20 protein-coding genes and 1 tRNA gene are annotated in these 16,298 nt (G+C 62.0%); 9 read left to right on the top strand and 12 right to left on the bottom strand.

Annotated features, from left to right (window positions below):
* Positions 1-174: 174 nt before the first annotated feature.
* The 5 genes from A9K65_RS23545 to A9K65_RS23525 form a co-directional block, all read right to left on the bottom strand.
* Entirely contained in the window at positions 175-486 is a 312-nt protein-coding gene (locus A9K65_RS23545; protein WP_013532019.1) for a PilZ domain-containing protein, read from the bottom strand.
* Positions 487-621: 135 nt separating this feature from the next.
* Positions 622-1,110: an NUDIX hydrolase gene (locus tag A9K65_RS23540; RefSeq protein WP_013532018.1), complete on the bottom strand. Its 489-nt coding sequence runs from the start codon at positions 1,108-1,110 to the stop codon at positions 622-624.
* A 213-nt stretch (positions 1,111-1,323) separates the two neighbouring features.
* Positions 1,324-1,824, bottom strand: a complete 501-nt coding sequence (gene gpt / locus A9K65_RS23535) for a xanthine phosphoribosyltransferase (RefSeq protein ID WP_013532017.1) — start codon at positions 1,822-1,824, stop codon at positions 1,324-1,326.
* A 131-nt stretch (positions 1,825-1,955) separates the two neighbouring features.
* On the bottom strand, positions 1,956-2,789 hold the full coding sequence (locus A9K65_RS23530) for a universal stress protein (RefSeq protein WP_064995345.1): 834 nt from the start codon (positions 2,787-2,789) through the stop codon (positions 1,956-1,958).
* 81 nt (positions 2,790-2,870) lie between these two features.
* Positions 2,871-3,614: a competence/damage-inducible protein A gene (locus tag A9K65_RS23525; RefSeq protein WP_064995344.1), complete on the bottom strand. Its 744-nt coding sequence runs from the start codon at positions 3,612-3,614 to the stop codon at positions 2,871-2,873.
* A gap of 122 nt (positions 3,615-3,736) precedes the next feature.
* On the opposite strand from A9K65_RS23525, the gene A9K65_RS23520 reads away from it, so the two are divergent.
* Together A9K65_RS23520 and A9K65_RS23515 are read left to right on the top strand one after the other, a co-directional pair.
* Complete coding sequence (locus tag A9K65_RS23520) at positions 3,737-3,961, top strand: hypothetical protein (RefSeq protein ID WP_157678554.1); 225 nt, start codon at positions 3,737-3,739, stop codon at positions 3,959-3,961.
* A gap of 53 nt (positions 3,962-4,014) precedes the next feature.
* Positions 4,015-4,296, top strand: coding sequence for a hypothetical protein (locus tag A9K65_RS23515; protein WP_084016230.1), 282 nt, complete (start codon positions 4,015-4,017; stop codon positions 4,294-4,296).
* Between the two features lie 159 nt (positions 4,297-4,455).
* Here A9K65_RS23515 and A9K65_RS23510 read toward each other — a convergent pair whose 3' ends face one another.
* The 3 genes from A9K65_RS23510 to A9K65_RS23500 all read right to left on the bottom strand — a co-directional run bounded on the left by A9K65_RS23510 (position 4,456) and on the right by A9K65_RS23500 (position 6,220).
* A complete protein-coding gene (locus A9K65_RS23510) occupies positions 4,456-4,695 on the bottom strand; it encodes a DUF2188 domain-containing protein (RefSeq protein WP_013532013.1) in 240 nt (79 codons plus the stop codon).
* A 30-nt stretch (positions 4,696-4,725) separates the two neighbouring features.
* The gene (locus A9K65_RS23505; protein WP_013532012.1) at positions 4,726-5,004 is read right to left on the bottom strand and encodes a DUF982 domain-containing protein; all 279 of its coding nucleotides are present in this window, start codon (positions 5,002-5,004) and stop codon (positions 4,726-4,728) included.
* A 112-nt stretch (positions 5,005-5,116) separates the two neighbouring features.
* Complete coding sequence (locus A9K65_RS23500; protein ID WP_027162595.1) at positions 5,117-6,220, bottom strand: NADH:flavin oxidoreductase/NADH oxidase; 1,104 nt, start codon at positions 6,218-6,220, stop codon at positions 5,117-5,119.
* 225 nt (positions 6,221-6,445) lie between these two features.
* On the opposite strand from A9K65_RS23500, the gene A9K65_RS23490 reads away from it, so the two are divergent.
* Positions 6,446-7,024, top strand: coding sequence for an NUDIX domain-containing protein (locus tag A9K65_RS23490; RefSeq protein ID WP_013532010.1), 579 nt, complete (start codon positions 6,446-6,448; stop codon positions 7,022-7,024).
* Positions 7,025-7,084: 60 nt separating this feature from the next.
* Here A9K65_RS23490 and A9K65_RS23485 read toward each other — a convergent pair.
* Positions 7,085-7,169 (bottom strand) — tRNA-Leu (locus A9K65_RS23485).
* Between the two features lie 375 nt (positions 7,170-7,544).
* Between A9K65_RS23485 and tig the strand changes: the two genes are divergently transcribed.
* Both tig and A9K65_RS23475 read left to right on the top strand, forming a co-directional pair.
* Complete coding sequence (tig, locus tag A9K65_RS23480; protein WP_027162594.1) at positions 7,545-9,011, top strand: trigger factor; 1,467 nt, start codon at positions 7,545-7,547, stop codon at positions 9,009-9,011.
* 160 nt (positions 9,012-9,171) lie between these two features.
* Positions 9,172-9,696 (top strand): hypothetical protein, encoded by a 525-nt coding sequence (locus A9K65_RS23475; protein ID WP_013532008.1) that lies wholly within the window; start codon positions 9,172-9,174, stop codon positions 9,694-9,696.
* Positions 9,697-9,815: 119 nt separating this feature from the next.
* Here A9K65_RS23475 and A9K65_RS23470 read toward each other — a convergent pair whose 3' ends face one another.
* Both A9K65_RS23470 and radC read right to left on the bottom strand, forming a co-directional pair.
* A complete protein-coding gene (locus A9K65_RS23470) occupies positions 9,816-10,592 on the bottom strand; it encodes a glutamine amidotransferase (RefSeq protein WP_013532007.1) in 777 nt (258 codons plus the stop codon).
* Positions 10,593-10,702: 110 nt separating this feature from the next.
* The gene (radC, locus tag A9K65_RS23465; RefSeq protein ID WP_027162593.1) at positions 10,703-11,464 is read right to left on the bottom strand and encodes a DNA repair protein RadC; all 762 of its coding nucleotides are present in this window, start codon (positions 11,462-11,464) and stop codon (positions 10,703-10,705) included.
* A gap of 249 nt (positions 11,465-11,713) precedes the next feature.
* Here radC and A9K65_RS23460 point away from each other — a divergent pair, with 249 nt between their 5' ends.
* Genes A9K65_RS23460 through A9K65_RS23450 form a run of 3 tightly spaced genes read left to right on the top strand, consistent with a single transcriptional unit; the run spans position 11,714 to position 14,697 of the window.
* Positions 11,714-12,571 carry a MipA/OmpV family protein gene (locus A9K65_RS23460; RefSeq protein ID WP_013532005.1) on the top strand — a complete coding sequence of 286 codons (858 nt, stop codon included), beginning with the start codon at positions 11,714-11,716 and terminating at the stop codon, positions 12,569-12,571.
* Between the two features lie 42 nt (positions 12,572-12,613).
* Positions 12,614-13,375 carry a response regulator transcription factor gene (locus A9K65_RS23455; protein ID WP_063167867.1) on the top strand — a complete coding sequence of 254 codons (762 nt, stop codon included), beginning with the start codon at positions 12,614-12,616 and terminating at the stop codon, positions 13,373-13,375.
* Entirely contained in the window at positions 13,372-14,697 is a 1,326-nt protein-coding gene (locus tag A9K65_RS23450) for a HAMP domain-containing sensor histidine kinase (protein ID WP_064995342.1), read from the top strand. The genes A9K65_RS23455 and A9K65_RS23450 overlap by 4 nt, the downstream gene beginning before the upstream one ends.
* Positions 14,698-14,724: 27 nt before the next feature.
* Here the strand turns inward: A9K65_RS23450 and map are convergent, their stop codons facing one another.
* Positions 14,725-15,552, bottom strand: coding sequence for a type I methionyl aminopeptidase (map, locus tag A9K65_RS23445; protein WP_013532002.1), 828 nt, complete (start codon positions 15,550-15,552; stop codon positions 14,725-14,727).
* A 241-nt stretch (positions 15,553-15,793) separates the two neighbouring features.
* Between map and A9K65_RS23440 the strand changes: the two genes are divergently transcribed.
* On the top strand, positions 15,794-16,090 hold the full coding sequence (locus tag A9K65_RS23440; protein ID WP_013532001.1) for a DUF982 domain-containing protein: 297 nt from the start codon (positions 15,794-15,796) through the stop codon (positions 16,088-16,090).
* Positions 16,091-16,298 lie beyond the last annotated feature (208 nt).

Raw genomic sequence — 16,298 nt, 5'->3', positions numbered from 1 at the left:
AAAGGCGACTCGTTTTGCGCCGTCAAGGATTCGTTTGCGTAGCTTTTGTGACCCCAACATCTTGTGTGTCACATATGTGGATAACGGGGATAGAATGCGGTGCGGCGATCGCAATTTTGCCGTCACCAGGCAATCCGGACGCGGCAACGATCCAAAGCGTCGTGCCTGAATGGATCAGCCGTAGTGCAGCCTGGGTTTTGGCTCGGTGCCGGTGAACTGCACCCCGATACGGTCATTGCGACGCCAGCGGACCTCACACCGATAGGCAATGCCGTCGAGCGGCACATAGAGAAGGAAGCGATCGGGAACCCGGGCTTCCAGCGGTATCTTCAGTTCGGCTCCGCCTTCGTGTTGATTGCGCAGCGTGCAGCCGACTTCCGAATTCGAAATTCCGGTGATGATCGACCCGCCCTTGAGCACGCGCGGACGATGCTCGCGCTCAGGCTCGTCGGACTCGTTTGGAATTGGATTTGCGGGATTCGCCATCGATCAAAAAAATACCAGAGCTGCCGAATCCTACCTTTGATTCCTTAGCAAAGCATTCATGCCGATGCGCGGCAACGCGTGTCCAGCCTTTGCAAGCCAGTCCCCTTTTTGCAAAGAGCGCGGTGTGGCCGCCCGTCAGGAGAAGCTGTGCGGGTCGGCGCAGAAATAGGCGATGATCTGGCAAAGGTCGGGTTCGTTGACCATGCGCACCGCTTCGCTTGCACGGACCCATTTGCGGGTGCGTGAGCGTTTTTCCTTCCAGCGGTCCGCGACTTTGTCGACATGCAGCGGAAACACCAGGACCTCGCACGGGACTTCTTCGCCGGAAGCCAGCGCCTTGGCGTAGAAGTAACGGCCGGCTTCAAGATGAGAGACACGGCCGCGCAGCCCGGCCTCCTCGCCGGCTTCGCGCGCCGCGGCCTCGCAGAGCGGCTCCCTGGCCTCTGGCCAACCCTTGGGCAAAACCCAACGGCCGGTATCGCGGCTGGTGATCAGCATGATTTCGACGCCGTCTCCCGTGTCGCGCCAGGGCAGGGCGGCAACCTGCAGGCGGCACGGCGCGGTGCCGAAGAGCCGTCGGACCCTTTCGGCCAGATGATTGTGTGTCGTTGGCCTCGTCAACATCGAAGAAGCTAGCCCCAGCCTCCGGAATCGTTTGCCGTCTCATGAATCTTACGGCTAATTGTCGGCAATAAAAGTAAAAAATTTCATTCGCCTGGCCAATTTCCGCCAATAGACGTCGATTTCGCGAAATATCCGGCTCTGCCGGACGTGTTTGCGAAAGCAAATCCATCCCCGGTGCAAGCTGCTGGTCTGTAACAGGCAGGTAGTTGCGAATCAGCCGGCGTGGTCGTCGGCGATCGGCTTCTGGTAGGTGAAGCCCATATCCCACGGGAAATAGATCCAGGTGTCCTGGCTGACTTCGGTGACGAAAGTATCGACCAGCGGCCTGCCTTTCGGCTTGGCATAGACGGTGGCGAAATGCGCCCTGGGCATCATCGCGCGCACGATGCCCGCCGTCTTGCCGGTGTCGGTCAGGTCGTCGATGATCAGCACGCCGGCGCCGTCTTCGGCGAGCAGGGCAGGGGTGATCTCCTTGAGGACCTGCAGCTGCCCCTGGCTGGTATAATCGTGATAGGAGGCGACACAGACGGTTTCGATGACGCGGATGCCAAGTTCACGCGAGATGATCGCCGCCGGCACCAACCCGCCTCGCGTGATGCAGACGATCGCTTTCCATTGCCCTTTGTTGGCGCCGGCAAGCCGCCAGGCGAGTGCGCGAGCGTCGCGATGGAACTGGTCCCAGGAGACCGGAAAGGCTTTTTCGGGAAGGGACATGTCGCGCACTCCACAGCACGCGGGGATCGCGCGCAAGAAAACAGGGGAATGCGCGCGGAATTAGCTGGAAAGCCCCCATCTTGGCAAGAGCAGGGGCCTTGGCAAGGCAAGGGCCAGCGATCGCCGTGGGCTTACCGCGACAGGAAGGCTGCCACCGGCGCGGTGCGCAGAACGCTGCGCGTCACGCCGCCGAACAGAAGCTGGCGCAGCCATGAATGGCTGTAGGCGCCGAGCACCAGCAGATCGGCGCCGGTCTCCGCGATCCTGGTCTGGATGATGTCATCGACCGAACTGCCGCCCGACTGCTGCACCGAGACGCTGACGGTGGCGCCGTGGCGCGACAGCGCCGCCGCGATTTCGGCGCCGGCGGCCTCCGGGCTGTCGTCGAGCGTTTCAGGACGGTCGATAACCAATATGTCGGTCTTCTCGGCTTCGATGATGAAGGGCAGCGCGTCGAAGGCGGCGCGCGCCGCTTCCTTGCTGCCGTTCCAGGCGAGCAAGACGCGTTTGAAGGTGGTGATCAGCGGACCCTCGTGCGGCACCACCAGCACCGGCCGGCCGGCATCGTAGACCAGCGTGTCAACGTCCGCGCTGGAATCGCCGCCCGTTTCGCGCTGCGCTGCTATGATCAGGTCGGCGGCCCGCACGCTCGAAATCCCGGTCAGCGCACTGTCACCCGAAAAGCTCTCCAGGCTTCGCCATTCGAAGGAAAGACCGGAATCCTCGATATGCCTGAGAAACAGCGTCCTTAATTTCTCGGCCCGTTCCCGGTTCATGTCTGCCGAAACCTGCAGGAATTCGGTGTCGGGAAAGCCTGTGGCAGAGGTGTAGGGCACGGGAAGCGTTTCGGCGTGGATGCCGACCAGATGGCTCTGGAACCGGGTGGCGAGCGGAATGGCGCAGTCGAGCACGCGCTCGGCGTCCTGCTCGTTCTGCAGAATGGCGACGATGGTTTTGAATCGCATGACAATCCCTCAGTTCACGAGCTGGCGAACTCGTGCCGGGGAAACGTTGCAGCGTCGTGCTTTGTTCCGGTCTGGACCAGATCAGCCGGGATTGCTGGCGAAGCCGGCGACCATCGCCTCGACATCGGCGCGGGCAGCGTCCAGCGCCTCCTGGTTGCGGGCACGCACGACCAGTTCGGTCCAGAACTTGCCATCGCCATATTTCGGATAGGAGCCGATGATCGTATCGGGATGCGCTTTCTGGATATCACCCAGCGGCCCCCCGATGAGGCCTTCGCCGAACGGGCAGGGCACGGTCGCCGACAGCATCTTCGTGCCGGCCTTCAGCGTCGGCACGACATTGTCGAGCATGGCCTGGAAAATCGACGGCACGCCAGCCATGACGTGGACGTTGCCGATGCGGAAGCCAGGCGCGACCGACACCGGATTGTCGATGAGATCGGCGCCGCGCGGCATCCGTGCCATGCGCTTGCGGGCCTCGGTATATTCGATGCCGCGCGCGGCATAGCTTGCTTCCAGCATGGCATAGGCCCGGGCATCGTATTCGCAAGGCACGCCAAAGGCCTTGGAGATGGAATCGGCCGTGATGTCGTCATGCGTCGGCCCGATGCCGCCGGTGGTGAACACATAAGTGTAGCGCGCGCGCACGGCGTTCACCGCCGCGATGATCTCGTCTTCCTCGTCCGGGACGATGCGCACTTCCTTCAGGTCGATGCCGATCGCCGTCATGATGTCGGCGAGATGGCCGATGTTCTTGTCCTTGGTGCGGCCGGACAGAATCTCATCGCCGATGACGAGCATGGCGGCGGTCACGATTTCAGGCATGGGAAGCTCCGGCAAGCGAGTGGCCCGGGAAGGCGAGTGGTCTGAGATAGCGCGGCGCGGCGGTGGCCGCAATGTCATCTCCGCGGCGCCGGCTTCCCTGCCCGACTGCATGACCGCCGGAGGTGGATGGCTCGGTTGAGTCCAACGCATTCCCCACCATGTTCTGCGATAACGTGGCGGTCGAGCAAGATCTCGGCCGCATCGAGGGGCCCAACGGCAAGGGGCACATGCCGCAATTCGTGGCCGCGGAGCGAACCGCCGCATCCATCGAGCGCATCGCCGGCCGGGCTTTGCTGATCGGGGCCTCACCTCAGCTTCACGACAATTTCAAGGAACCATTCGGCTGACAACCGGGTTTTATGAGTGTCGCACCAAGGCGGCTAAGATACGGAGTGATTCAATGGTTACAAAAATTCTCGCAGCATCCGTCCTGACGATCGGTCTCGCAACATCGGCGATGGCCCAGTCACTGGACGACAGGTATTCCAACAATCGTGACTGGTGGCTGTTCGGTAACAACGACCAGACAACTGTCGACCCCTATACCACGGGAAGCATCAGTGACGGCTCCGGGTTGAACACCCAAGGCAACACCGGCGCAATAGGCCCATGTGCCCACAACACACCAGGCCCGGACGCTAACGCAGGGCAAAACGTCAACGATCAGTATTGCGGCAAATAGCCAGAACGTGATTTCCGAAAAGCGCACGCCGATTTTCTGGAAATCCATGTTCGAGGGCTAGTCCGCAAGGACAGCCGCTGGCCGCTGGCGCGTCCTCTCTCCGGACGGCGCTGCGGTCGGCGCTCTGTCGGACCGCTCCACATCAACCGCGATACCGAATCAATCCGAGACTTCTGTCTGCGGCCGGTCGCGGCCGTCGGCCAGTTCCTCATGCCATTTTCCCTCGGCGTCCTCATACTGGATGCCGTCCGTCGCTCCGGCGACCTGCTGCTCGGCCGAGGCGATTTCGGCGGCGCGCAACGCGTCCTGATGCGTCGGAAACGTCTCGGAAAAGGTCGCTCCGACCTTGTAGGCCCAGCCGCCGTCATGTTCGACGATCTTGTAAGTCAGCTTCGCCATGAAAAACCTCCGGTTGAAAGGTCCGTCTGCTCAATGCAGTCGGTCGTCGGGCAGTCTGTCGTCGGGCACCAGCACTTCCGATTCCTTGGCGGCTTCAATCAGCGCCCGGCGCGCATCTGCTGTCGAACGATAACCTTCCAGCACTTTGAGGCAAGTGTCGAGGGCATCACGATGGCGCGGGCCGCGATTGAGCGGCCACACCGTCATCAGGCACTCCGCGGCTTCCTGGGCGCTGCGGATGTGGCGATATTTGCCGACGTGGCCAAGTTCGACGACGACCGGCACTTCAAAAGGTTTGTTGTCCATCATGGCCGCAACGCAAAGCAGCCAATTTGGTTGCAACCATGGCCGTCAGCCTGCGCCCAAACGTCTCAGAGGCTGTTTGAAGGCTCTACAGCGCCGTGTCGGGAGCGCGAACCGTTCAGCCCGCCGCCTTCATCCAATGCTGCATCGTGGTCACCGAACGGGCAAGTTGTGGCGCCGGGTGGATTGTCTCGCTGAATGTCGCCGCCGCACGCCACCCCCAGCGCGGATCAGCCAGGAAGGCCCGCGCCAGCGCCACCATGTCGGCGCGGCCCTCGGTGACGATCGCTTCGGCCTGTTTGGGGTCGTCGATCAGGCCGACGGCGCGGGTCGGAATATCAGCGCCCTTGCGCACCGCCTCCGCCAGATGCACCTGATAGCCGGGGCCGGTGGGCAATTTCTGCAACGGCGAATTGCCGCCGCTCGAACAGCAGAGATAGGCAACGCCCTCGTCCTTCAGCGCTTTGGCCACTTCGATCGCGTCCGCCACGTCGAAGCCGCCGTCGACCCAATCCTTCACGGACAGCCTTGCGCCGAGCATCAGCTTTGGCACCGCCTTGCGCACCGCCTTGGTGATTTCGACGGCAAAACGCATGCGGTTTTCCAGCGAGCCACCCCAGCGGTCCGTGCGCTGGTTGGACAAGGGCGACAGGAACTGGAAGATCAAATAGCCATGCGCGGCGTGCAGTTCGAGGAAATCGAAGCCGGCGCGTTCGGCTCGCCTTGCCGCCTCGGCGAAGCGCTCGATCAGCTGTAGGATCTCCTCGTCCTCCAGAGCGTGCGGCACGTTCCAGCCGGTGTCGTAGGGGATGGCCGAGGCGGAGACGGTCTGCCAGGGATCCTCGTTTGGCTGCAGTGGTCCGCCGCCCTCCCACGGCTTGCGGTTCGAAGCCTTGCGGCCGGCATGGGCGAGTTGGGAGCCGAATTTCGTGCCGGGTGCGGCGACGCGTCGTGCAGCGTCCAGCGCGCGGCGGGCGGCCGCTTCATTGTCTTCGGAGTAAAGGCCGAGGCAGCCATGGGTGATACGCCCGCGCCGCTCGACATCGGTCATCTCGACCGTGACCATGCCGGCGCCGGACATTGCGAGGTTCATCCAGTGATGGAGATGCCAGTCGCTGGCCGAGCCGTCCTCGGCGGAATACTGGCACATCGGCGCGACGGCGATGCGGTTGGGGAAGGTGAGGCCGTCGAGAGTGATCGACTGGAAAAGCGACGCTGTCATGAGAAACTCCGGGAGGGTTCGCAGCTATTTAGGCGACCGATGGCGCCTGCGCCAGACACGAGGCGGTGAAAGGGCTTCTGGACCAATCACGGGCGGGATTGCCGAAATGCCGGTTCGCGGCTACGCCTCGGCCAGGCATGTCTCCCAAAAGTGGCTCCGGTTTTGGGAGAACGACAGGCATAAACAGGAGCATGAAGTGCGACGCGCTTTAGCATGGAGACCGGGATGGAAGATCGTATTCGCGTCCGTTCGGAGGAAATCCTCTCCGACGACTGGGCCATCCTGAAGAAGACCGTCCTCGACTACCGCCGGCGCGACGGTCAGTGGGAGACGCAAATCCGCCAGACCTATGATCGCGGCGATGGTGCGGTGATCCTGCCTTACGACCCCTTGCGTTCGACCGTGCTTCTGGTGCGCCAGTTCCGCTATCCCGCTTACGTCACCGGCCACCGCGAGCCGCTGATCGAGGCCTGTGCCGGCCTGTTGGACGAAAACGATCCGGAGACCGCCATCCGCAAGGAAGCCGAGGAAGAGCTGGGTTATCGCTTGAAGGATATCGAGCGGCTGTTTTCGCCCTATATGAGCCCCGGCAGCGTCACCGAACGGCTCTGGTTTTTCATCGCCCGCTATTCACCCGCCGACCGCATCTCGGCCGGCGGCGGCGCGCAAGAAGAGGGCGAGGACATCGAGGTTCTGGAAATGCCGCTCGACGAGGCGCTGGCCGGCATCGCCGATGGCCGTATCGTCGACGCCAAGACCATCATCCTGATCCAGCATCTGAAGCTCAATCCGATGCCTGCCTGAACGGCGCCGGTCCTCCTTCGCCAGGGCTTTCGGGTGGCCCGCCACCCGAAGCTCGAAGGGTGGTGCGGATGAAGGGACTCGAACCCCCACGCCTTTCGGCACTGGAACCTAAATCCAGGGCGTCTACCAGTTCCGCCACATCCGCATGGACCGGCAATCCCATGTGGCCATCATTCTGTCAATGTCAGAGACAAGATGTGGCCCAGCGACAAGATGTGGGGCAGGCCCCGAATGCTGGTTATTCGCTGGGATGCGAAGACTGTTGAAAATTGGCCTCGCCTGTGACAAAAGGCGTGTCAAATGTGACGGGACGCGACGATCCGCTTCTGCAGAATGTGATAAGAAGTAGGAAAAACAAGAACTTATTCACATTTTGGAACGCAGTTTGGGAGAGTTTGAGCCGGGTTTTCGGTCAAATCGCCAGGTTCCGTACCAAAAGCCATTCCCGGCAAGAATATACCGGCAGGCTGTGAACGGCAGAGGCCGTGGCAGTCTCTTTGGTGAAAACAAAGGTTTTACGATGCAGGTCACCGAAACGCTCAACTCCGGTCTCAAGCGAGAGATCAAGATCACCGTGCCGGCCGGTGACATGGAAGCCAAGCTGATGGCGCGGCTTTCGGATGCCCGCAACAAGGTCCGCATCAACGGCTTCCGTCCAGGCAAGGTGCCGGTGCAGCACCTGCGCAAGGTCTACGGCAAGTCGTTCATGGCCGAAGTGGTCAACGAAATCCTCAACGATTCGACCCGTTCGATCATTACCGGGCGTGGTGAAAAGGCTGCCATGCAGCCTGAAGTCATCATGACCGAGGACGAGAAGGAAGCCGAGAAGATCCTGGCCGGCGGCGCCGACTTCGAATTCCGCCTCAACTACGAGATCATCCCGGCGATCGAGATCAAGGACTTTTCCGACATCAAGGTGACGCGCCAGGTGTTCGACGTGCCTGATGCCGAGATCGACGAGCAGGTCCAGCGCGTTGCCGAATCGGCGCGCAGCTACGAGCCGAAGACCGGCAAGGCCGCCAATGGCGACCGTGTCACCATCGACTATGTCGGCAAGATCGACGGCGAGGCCTTCAATGGCGGCGCCGGCACCGATCAGCCGCTGGTGCTAGGCTCGAAGGAATTCATCCCCGGCTTCGAGGATCAGCTTGTCGGCGCCAAGGCCGGTGACGAAAAGCAGGTCACCGTGACTTTCCCGGAAAACTACCAGGCGGCGCATCTGGCCGGCAAGGAAGCGACCTTCGATGTCACCGTCAAGGAAGTGTCCCAGCCCGGCGCGCTGGAAATCAACGACGAGACCGCCAAGAACCTCGGCCTGGAGTCGCTGGAGCGCCTGCGCGACGTCGTGCGCGGCCAGATCGAGAACCAGTTCGGCGCCATGACGCGCCAGAAGGTCAAGCGCCAGCTGCTCGACCAGCTCGACGCGGCTTATTCGTTCGAGGCGCCGTCGAAGCTCGTCGACGCCGAGTTCAACAACATCTGGGCGCAGGTCAATCGTGATCTGGAAGCAGCCGGACGCACCTTCGCCGACGAAGAGACGACGGAAGAAGAGGCGCGCGCCGAGTATCTGCGGCTTGCCGAGCGCCGCGTGCGCCTCGGGCTGGTGCTGGCTGAAATCGGCGAGAAGGCCGGCGTGACCGTATCGGACGAAGAGCTGCAGCGCGGCCTGTTCGAGCAGGTGCGGCGCTATCCAGGAAACCAGCAGCAGGAAGTCTTCGAGTTCTACCGCAACAACCCGGAAGCGTTGAACACGCTGCGGGCGCCGATGTTCGAGGAAAAGGTGGTCGACCATCTGCTCGGTCAGATTTCGGTCACCGACGTCAAGGTCAGCAAGGAAGAGCTGATGGCCGATGACGAAGAGGACGAGACCGCCGTGAAGGCGAAGCCGGCGAAGAAAGCCGCCGTCAAGAAGGCCGACGCCAAGACGGCCGACGACGCGGAAGAGCCCAAGAAGAAGGCCGCGCCGAAGAAGAAGGCCGCCGAATAACACCAGCGCTCCGCTGAAACAGGAAGGCCGCCCTTGAGGCGGCCTTTTTCGTTGCCAAACTGCAACAGCCGCCATGCTTCGCGAGCGACGGCCTGTGGCGACCAAGCTTTGATCATTATCTGCGCTTCTATTGCAAGCCGCTTGGTTGTTGGAGGGCGTGTTGAGACTGTTCGTCGAATTGGGACACGCTTCGGCAATCGCGCTGATCCTTATCTCGGTCTGCGGCATTGCCCAGGCCGGCACGGTGCCTGACAACTGGCGCTTCGGCACGAGTGAAGACGGCCTCGTGACGGCCTCGCTCTACGCCACCAACAAGCTGATCACCGGCGGCGGTGCCTTGAGCTACAGCCCGATCCTGACGATTGCCTGCCGGGCAAACGGCGAGCCGCATTGGACTGAATGGCTGCAACTGAACGACGCTGTTTCGGCCAGCCGCAAGATCACCATGTCGATTACGGTCGATCAGGAGAGCAAGTTCGACGAAAGCTGGTCGGTCGGGCCGCGCGGCCGGATGCTGGTGCGCGATGGCGCCGATGGGATCAGGCGCCTTGTCGCCGCGAACCGGCTCCAGCTTTCGTGGCGGTTCGGGCTGCTGGCGGGGCGCGGCGAGGCCGATTTCGACCTCGCCGGGTTCGGCGAAGCGGTCAGCCAGGTTGCCGGAAACTGCAACACCGATCCGCCGTGAACGACCGTGAGGCGAAGGCGGTAACGGCCGAGCTCGCCGTTCCCGGTGATGCTGATCGGCTTCAAACCTTTGTTCTCATACATGTCGTTGCCTCAAAAACGCACTTTGGGGCGACATCATCAAACGGCGTTGCTGACCCAGCGGAGCACGTTGGTCCAAAGCCGCGCATAGCCGGGCCATTCGACAAAACTGTTCGGCAGCCAGTGCGGTCCGATGTCCGACGTCCAGACCAGCGTGCGCCCTTCGCCGTGACGCCCGGTGACCAGCAGGGGATGGCCGCCCTGGTCCTGCGGCAGCCGCGCCAGAACCTCGACATCGTCGCGATCGCGGGCGACGACCTCGTTGGCACCGAGCAGCAGCGGCCATTCGCCCTCAATGCCGGCAAAAAGCGGATGGTCTCTTGAGCCAGTGATCTCGGGACGAAAGCCCTCCGGAATTTCGAGACGGTCATCATTGGGAAGGCAGGTCACCGGCAGCGCCTCCTCGACCGCCGTGCGATGCCAGCGCGCCTTGCCGTCAATGCCTTGGAAGCTGAAGTAACCGCCGATCATGATCAGGCCGCCGCCGGCCAGCGTCCAGTCGCGCAGGAGCTTGAGCCGGTTCGGCACTGTCTTGCCGTGCAGCCAGACATCGGGATGAAGCAGCAGCGAGTTTGCGCCAATGTCGGACAGGATGATCGTCCTGTATTGCGACAGCCCTTCCATGGTGAAAGGCAGCTTCTCGACGGCCTCATGAGCGGGCATGTAGTCGAGATCGAATTCGCTGTCCTTCAAGGCGTCGACCAGGGGCGTTGCCCCGAGATGGAAGGTGACGCTGCCGAACTGGTCGAACCCCTTGTAGTGGGTCGCCGAACTCACCCAGCTTTCGCCGACAAGAAGGACTTTTGTTTTCGCCATGATCATACTCTCCTGATTCCGCCAGTCGCTTGTTCTAGCCGGCTTCGCCCGCCCCGATCTCTGGGATCGCGTGGTCGAGGTCGGCCGGCGTTGGCGCCGGCCCTGCCATCTCAGATCAGCAGCAGGCCCTTCATGCTGGCATATCCCTTCCGCCCGATGATGATGTGGTCGTGCACCGCGATGCCCAGCCGCTTGCCCGCGTCGATGATCTCCTTCGTCATCTCGATGTCGGCGCGCGATGGCGTCGGGTCGCCTGACGGGTGATTGTGGACCAGGATAATGGCAGTCGCCGAGAGTTCGAGCGCCCGCTTGATCACTTCTCGCGGGTACACAGGCGTGTGGTCGACAGTGCCCGTCTGCTGCACCTCGTCGGCGATCAGCGCGTTCTTCTTGTCGAGGAACAGGATGCGGAACTGCTCGCGCGCCTCGAAGGCCATTGCTGAGCGGCAATAATCGAGGAGCTGCTGCCAGGACGAGAGGATCTCGCGGCCGTGGACCTCGCCGCGGGCCATGCGCTGCGCCGTTGCGGCGACGATTTTCAGGTCGAGTGCCACCGCAGGGCCGATGCCCTTGACCTCCTGCAGCAGGCCCACCGGGGCGCCAATCACTTCGGCCAGCGTGCCGAAGCGTGCCAGCAGCGCCTTGGCTGCCGGTTTGGTGTCGGCACGAGGGATCAGGCGAAAGAGCAGAAGTTCCAGAAGTTCGTACTCGGGCAGGGCATCCGGACCCGCCAGGGCAAAGCGCTCGCGCAAGCGGTCGCGATGGCCGAGGTAATGCGGCTTTTCGTCGAGCGTCGCCTTGGCTTTCGCAGCAGGCCGCATCGGCGCTTCGGAGAAGAAACTCCGCTCGTCATCGTCGCTTGTGTTCCCCATACCCCGCCCACATTGCTCCGGCACAGACATTAGAGCTGTTCTGGCCTGGATTGAAACAGTTCCGTTCTCCGATCGCGAGACGATCCACGGCAGATCGTGGCAGCCCGCTGTCAGCCTATGGCCTCCCTATACGGCAAGATGAAACCACGATTGCGCAACAAAACTTAACATCACTTAACGCATGCGGCCACTTTCACCTGACATGGTGACGCCACCGGAGGCTCTTTGCCTCGCTATACTGGAGCACGCATGTTCGCCAAAATTGACTCTGGACTATTTGCCGGCCGGGCATCTCTTGCGGTCATGGCAATCCTGCTTTCAGCCCATTCGGACGGCGCGCTGGCGGCAGACGCCATTGCGGTGAATTCCGATGATTTTACCCTGCCGCCCGAGCCTTCCCGTTTCGGGCGCTTCGAACAGAAACTGTCCGACTGGCACGTCGTGCTCGGCGGCGGCGCCATCATCGTCCCCAAATACGAGGGCAGCAATGAATTCAAGATCATGCCGGTGCCTTTCGTCACGGCGACATTCCTCGACACGGTGACGATCGATCCGACTGGTGCCAACATCGCCGTTTATGAACAAGGACCGTTCGCCTTCAGCGCGCGGCTTGGCTATGAGATGGGCCGCAAGGAAGACGACTCCGACCATCTGCGCGGCTTGGGGGATGTCGACATGGGCGCGACGGTCGGCGTGAAGGCAGCGGCGAAGTTCGGTCCGGCCGAAATATTCGCGCAGCTGGACAAGACCATCGGCGGCAGCGATGGCCTGGAGGGCAGGGTGGGGATCGAGGTGACCCGGCCTCTGTCTCAATCGTTGATGATCGGCGCCAGCGCGTCCGCCGTGTTCGCCGACGAAAATTACATGCAGGCCTATTTTGGCGTCACGCCCGAGCAATCGGCTCGCTCGGGGCTGGCGCGCTATGATGCCGGCGCCGGTTTGAAGCGCGCCGATTTTTCGATTTCCGCCACATATATGCTCGACGAGAACTGGATGGTGCGCGGCGAAGCGGGGGTCGGCGTTCTCTTGGGTGACGCTGCCGACAGCCCCGTCGTCGTCGAAAAGATCCAGCCTTCAGGGATGCTTCTCGTCGGATATCGGTTCTGACGCCTACCCAGGGCACCAAATGCAAGCTGGACAAGCTCCGGAATGGCACAGCAACGGCACCAAAGCGATTTGAGCGCCGAATCCAGGTCGGCAAGGCAAGGTTCGCGCATCCTCATTGTCGAAGACGATCTGGAGATCGCACGCATGCTGGGCGACACGCTCACCGACAACGGCATGACTGTGGAAATTGCCGAGAGCGGCGTCCAGATGAATGCCGCGCTTCGCACCCAGAAATTCGATCTCATCGTGCTCGATGTCATGTTGCCGGGCGAAAACGGTCTCAACATCTGCCGCCGCCTTCGTGCCGCAACCAACATTCCGATCCTGATGCTGACCGCGCTCGGCGAGGAAATCGACCGCATCTTCGGGCTGGAAATCGGCGCGGACGACTATGTGACGAAACCGTTCAGCGCGCGTGAACTGACGGCCAGGATACGGGCGCTGCTGCGCCGTACAGCCTATGATCCCGACGAGCGGGACTGGTCGAAGGTACTTCGTTTCAACGGCTGGCGCCTTGATCCCATACGCCGGCAATTGCATGACCCCAACAATGCGCGGGTGACGACCACGACGCATGAATTCGACCTGTTGCTTGCGTTTTGTCGCAATGCAGGCCGGGTTCTCTCTCGTGAGGAACTTCTGGGCGTAACCCATGCCGGGCTCGCGGGGCCGATCGAGCGTAGCGTCGATGTCCATATCAGTCGAATCCGCAGGAAGATCGAAAAGGATGCGCGCGATCCGGTGCTTTTGAGGACCGTTCGGTTGGGTGGCTACATCTTCACCGCGACGGTGGAGGAAGCATGAGGGATTTCATCCGCCGTTTCTTGCCACAGTCCGTGCGTGGGCAGTTTGTGGCAATCATTTTCATCGCGGTGATCGTGATCATGTTCGTCGGTTCGGTCGTCGAGAGTTTCATAGAGAACGCCGATCTTCCCGCCGCGGAAGATAACGCCGGGCGTGCGGCCGTTGTTGCTGCCTTGTTGCAAGAAACGCCGGCGCAGGCGCGTGGCGCAATTCTGGCGACAGCAAAGCGGGCCGGCTTTGATTTCGAGATATTGCCCAAGGACCGGATACGCGGCATTCCCCAGTCCTATCTGCAATGGCGAAGTGTCGAATGGCTTTTGCGTATCGACAGGGGGACGGTTGAGGGACGCTGGATAAGGATCGGCGGCCGATACGCGTTTGTCATCGACCTCGACCAGCAGGACGTCCTGGCCCATTTCGGCATGCCCGATTCCTGGCTGACATCGGGCCTCGTCCGTGCCTCGTTCTACAGGTTCATGGCTTTCGTTGCCTTGCCCGTGCTGATCTGGCTGTTTGCGGTTTGGGCCGTGACGCATCCGTTGAAGCGCATCTCGGCGGCAGTCGGTTCGGCCGAGATTGAGAATGGCGACCAGCTCTTCGTCGAACACGGCTCCATTGAAATGGTCGGGTTGGCGCGCGCCCTGAACAGGATGAGGACGCGTATCCGCACGATGATCGAAAACCGCACGCGCATGTTGCGCAGCGTCAGTCATGATCTGCGCACGCCTTTGACGCGGCTGCGGCTTCGCGCCGAGCGCATGGATGATGGCCCAATCCGAACCGCAATCCTGTCCGATGTCCAGCACATCGAAATCTTGATCGATGAGACCCTTACCTACCTGCGCAACGATGTTTCGACGGAGAAGCTGCAGCGCGCCGATATTGCCAGCGTTCTGCAAACCGTCTGCGCCGAATTCTCCGATGTCGGATTTCCTGTCTCATATTCCGGGCCGGACCGGCTTCTGGGCTGGTGCAAGCCCAATGCATTGGCGCGTGCGATCGCCAACCTTTGCGACAACGGGGTCAAATTCGCTGGCAATGTCACGGTCGCCTTGACGGCGACCGGCACGGCGGCGCGCATCACGGTAGGGGACGACGGGCCGGGTATTCCGATGACGGCACGTGCCCGTGTTTTCGAACCATTCTTCAAGGAAGATGCGTCGCGCGGCATTGCGTCGAAGCATGGCTTCGGTCTGGGCCTCTCGATCGTCGCCGACATCGTCCAGGGGCACGGCGGCAGGATCGAATTGGAGGACAACCAGCCCAGCGGACTGGTCGTTACCATCGACCTGCCGAATGCCGCGGATGTGCAGTCGGCATAGACGGCCTCCCGCCGGGTAAGGTGCGCTCTAAGCCGGCAGGCCGGGGCGATCGAGCTTTTTGGGCGACAGCGTGAAAATCTCGCACCCTGTGTCGGTCACGCCGATCGTGTGCTCGTACTGCGCCGACAGTGAACGGTCGCGCGTTACCGCGGTCCAGCCATCCGACAGAACCTTCACGTGCGGCCTGCCCAGATTGATCATCGGCTCGATGGTGAAGATCATGCCTGGCCGCATCTCGACGCCTTCATTGGCGCTGCCGTAATGCAGGATGTTCGGCGCGTCATGGAACAACTGGCCGACGCCGTGGCCGCAGAAGTCGCGCACCACCGAGCAGCGCTCGCCTTCGGCAAAGGTCTGGATGGCGGCGCCGATGGCGCCGGTGCGGGCGCCCGGCCTGACCGCTGCAATGCCGCGCATCAGGCATTCATGCGTGACTTCGAGCAGCCGCTCGGCGGCGCGCTTGATCGTGCCGACCGGATACATGCGCGAAGAATCGCCGTGCCAGCCGTCGAGGATGTAGGTGACGTCGATGTTGACGATGTCGCCATCCTTGAGCGGCTTGTTGTCGGGAATGCCATGGCAGACGACATGGTTGATCGAGGTGCAGGATGATTTCGTGTAGCCGCGATAGTTGAGCGTCGCCGGCAGCGCGCCGTGGTCCATGCCGAATTCGAAGACGAAGCGGTCTATTGCTTCGGTGGTGACGCCGGGCTGGACCATCGGCACCAGCTCGTCGAGGCAGCGCGCGGTGAGATCGCATGCCTTGCGCATGCCGGCAAAGCCGTCCTCGCCATAGAGGCGGATCTGGCCGGTATTTCTGAGCGGGGCCGTGGCAGCGTCGAGATAGGTGACCATTTTGTCCGTGTAGCGGGTAGGGCCCTGCAGGAGCCGACGTGAAGATCTCCCCAGATTTGGCACTTGAGGGCAAAAGGTTCAAGGAAGAACTGCCCGATGCACCCGCACAGTTCGAGATATTCGCCTTGCATGGGCGGTTCAGCGACCCAAGTGACGACACATTTCTGGGCCAAAAGCCGGTCAAAGCAACTTTTGACGACGAACGGCGTTGCTGCGGTGGCGCCAGTTCGGGAGACAGGAAATGGACAGACTGCAATTCGAGGTGCCGGTGCGCATAGCGCCCGCGCCCGGCCTGCCGGTCGAGGAGATCTACGGCGTCGAACAGGCGCTCGATTTTCTCCAGGACTGGCCTGCGCGCCGTCAGGGCCCGATCTACCAGAAAGCCTTCAACGCCTGCTTTGGGGCCACGGTAGACGTGGTCAAGACCGAGGATGCTTGCCGGGCGTTCATGGCGTTTTGCCGGGCCAGCGGACTGATGGCCAGGGACATGATGACGCCGCGCAAGCGCGGCGGTGAGGCGAGGGCGCTCCAGGCCTGAGGGCCGTCGCCGTTCGCCTGCCCCGGTTCCTACGTCAACGATCGCGTTTGAACGCACACGGCGATGTCGTGAGCGCAGGGCTGCGCCCTTTTCGTCCCGACGACCGCTCCACGCTGCACCCACGTCAGCGCCGTTAAGCTTCCGTTTCCACCTTCCCGGCTACGCCATTGCTTGTTGGCAATGGTTGATTCGTTGCGTCAGTCTCATG

It is taken from the genome of Mesorhizobium sp. WSM1497, from assembly GCF_001672455.2.
GTDB lineage: Bacteria > Pseudomonadota > Alphaproteobacteria > Rhizobiales > Rhizobiaceae > Mesorhizobium > Mesorhizobium ciceri.
Note: the sequence above shows the minus strand (reverse complement) of the source record. Positions and strands in the feature narration are given on the sequence as shown.

Bases quoted from the DNA above. Each gene is read 5' to 3' on its own strand.
- A9K65_RS23545 (WP_013532019.1), bottom strand. From the start codon at position 486: ATGGCGAATCCCGCAAATCCAATTCCAAACGAGTCCGACGAGCCTGAG.
- A9K65_RS23540 (WP_013532018.1), bottom strand. From the start codon at position 1,110: ATGTTGACGAGGCCAACGACACACAATCATCTGGCCGAAAGGGTCCGA.
- gpt (WP_013532017.1), bottom strand. From the start codon at position 1,824: ATGTCCCTTCCCGAAAAAGCCTTTCCGGTCTCCTGGGACCAGTTCCAT.
- A9K65_RS23530 (WP_064995345.1), bottom strand. From the start codon at position 2,789: ATGCGATTCAAAACCATCGTCGCCATTCTGCAGAACGAGCAGGACGCC.
- A9K65_RS23525 (WP_064995344.1), bottom strand. From the start codon at position 3,614: ATGCCTGAAATCGTGACCGCCGCCATGCTCGTCATCGGCGATGAGATT.
- A9K65_RS23515 (WP_084016230.1), top strand. From the start codon at position 4,015: ATGGTTACAAAAATTCTCGCAGCATCCGTCCTGACGATCGGTCTCGCA.
- A9K65_RS23510 (WP_013532013.1), bottom strand. From the start codon at position 4,695: ATGGCGAAGCTGACTTACAAGATCGTCGAACATGACGGCGGCTGGGCC.
- A9K65_RS23505 (WP_013532012.1), bottom strand. From the start codon at position 5,004: ATGATGGACAACAAACCTTTTGAAGTGCCGGTCGTCGTCGAACTTGGC.
- A9K65_RS23500 (WP_027162595.1), bottom strand. From the start codon at position 6,220: ATGACAGCGTCGCTTTTCCAGTCGATCACTCTCGACGGCCTCACCTTC.
- A9K65_RS23490 (WP_013532010.1), top strand. From the start codon at position 6,446: ATGGAAGATCGTATTCGCGTCCGTTCGGAGGAAATCCTCTCCGACGAC.
- tig (WP_027162594.1), top strand. From the start codon at position 7,545: ATGCAGGTCACCGAAACGCTCAACTCCGGTCTCAAGCGAGAGATCAAG.
- A9K65_RS23470 (WP_013532007.1), bottom strand. From the start codon at position 10,592: ATGGCGAAAACAAAAGTCCTTCTTGTCGGCGAAAGCTGGGTGAGTTCG.
- radC (WP_027162593.1), bottom strand. From the start codon at position 11,464: ATGGGGAACACAAGCGACGATGACGAGCGGAGTTTCTTCTCCGAAGCG.
- A9K65_RS23460 (WP_013532005.1), top strand. From the start codon at position 11,714: ATGTTCGCCAAAATTGACTCTGGACTATTTGCCGGCCGGGCATCTCTT.
- A9K65_RS23455 (WP_063167867.1), top strand. From the start codon at position 12,614: ATGGCACAGCAACGGCACCAAAGCGATTTGAGCGCCGAATCCAGGTCG.
- A9K65_RS23450 (WP_064995342.1), top strand. From the start codon at position 13,372: ATGAGGGATTTCATCCGCCGTTTCTTGCCACAGTCCGTGCGTGGGCAG.
- map (WP_013532002.1), bottom strand. From the start codon at position 15,552: ATGGTCACCTATCTCGACGCTGCCACGGCCCCGCTCAGAAATACCGGC.
- A9K65_RS23440 (WP_013532001.1), top strand. From the start codon at position 15,794: ATGGACAGACTGCAATTCGAGGTGCCGGTGCGCATAGCGCCCGCGCCC.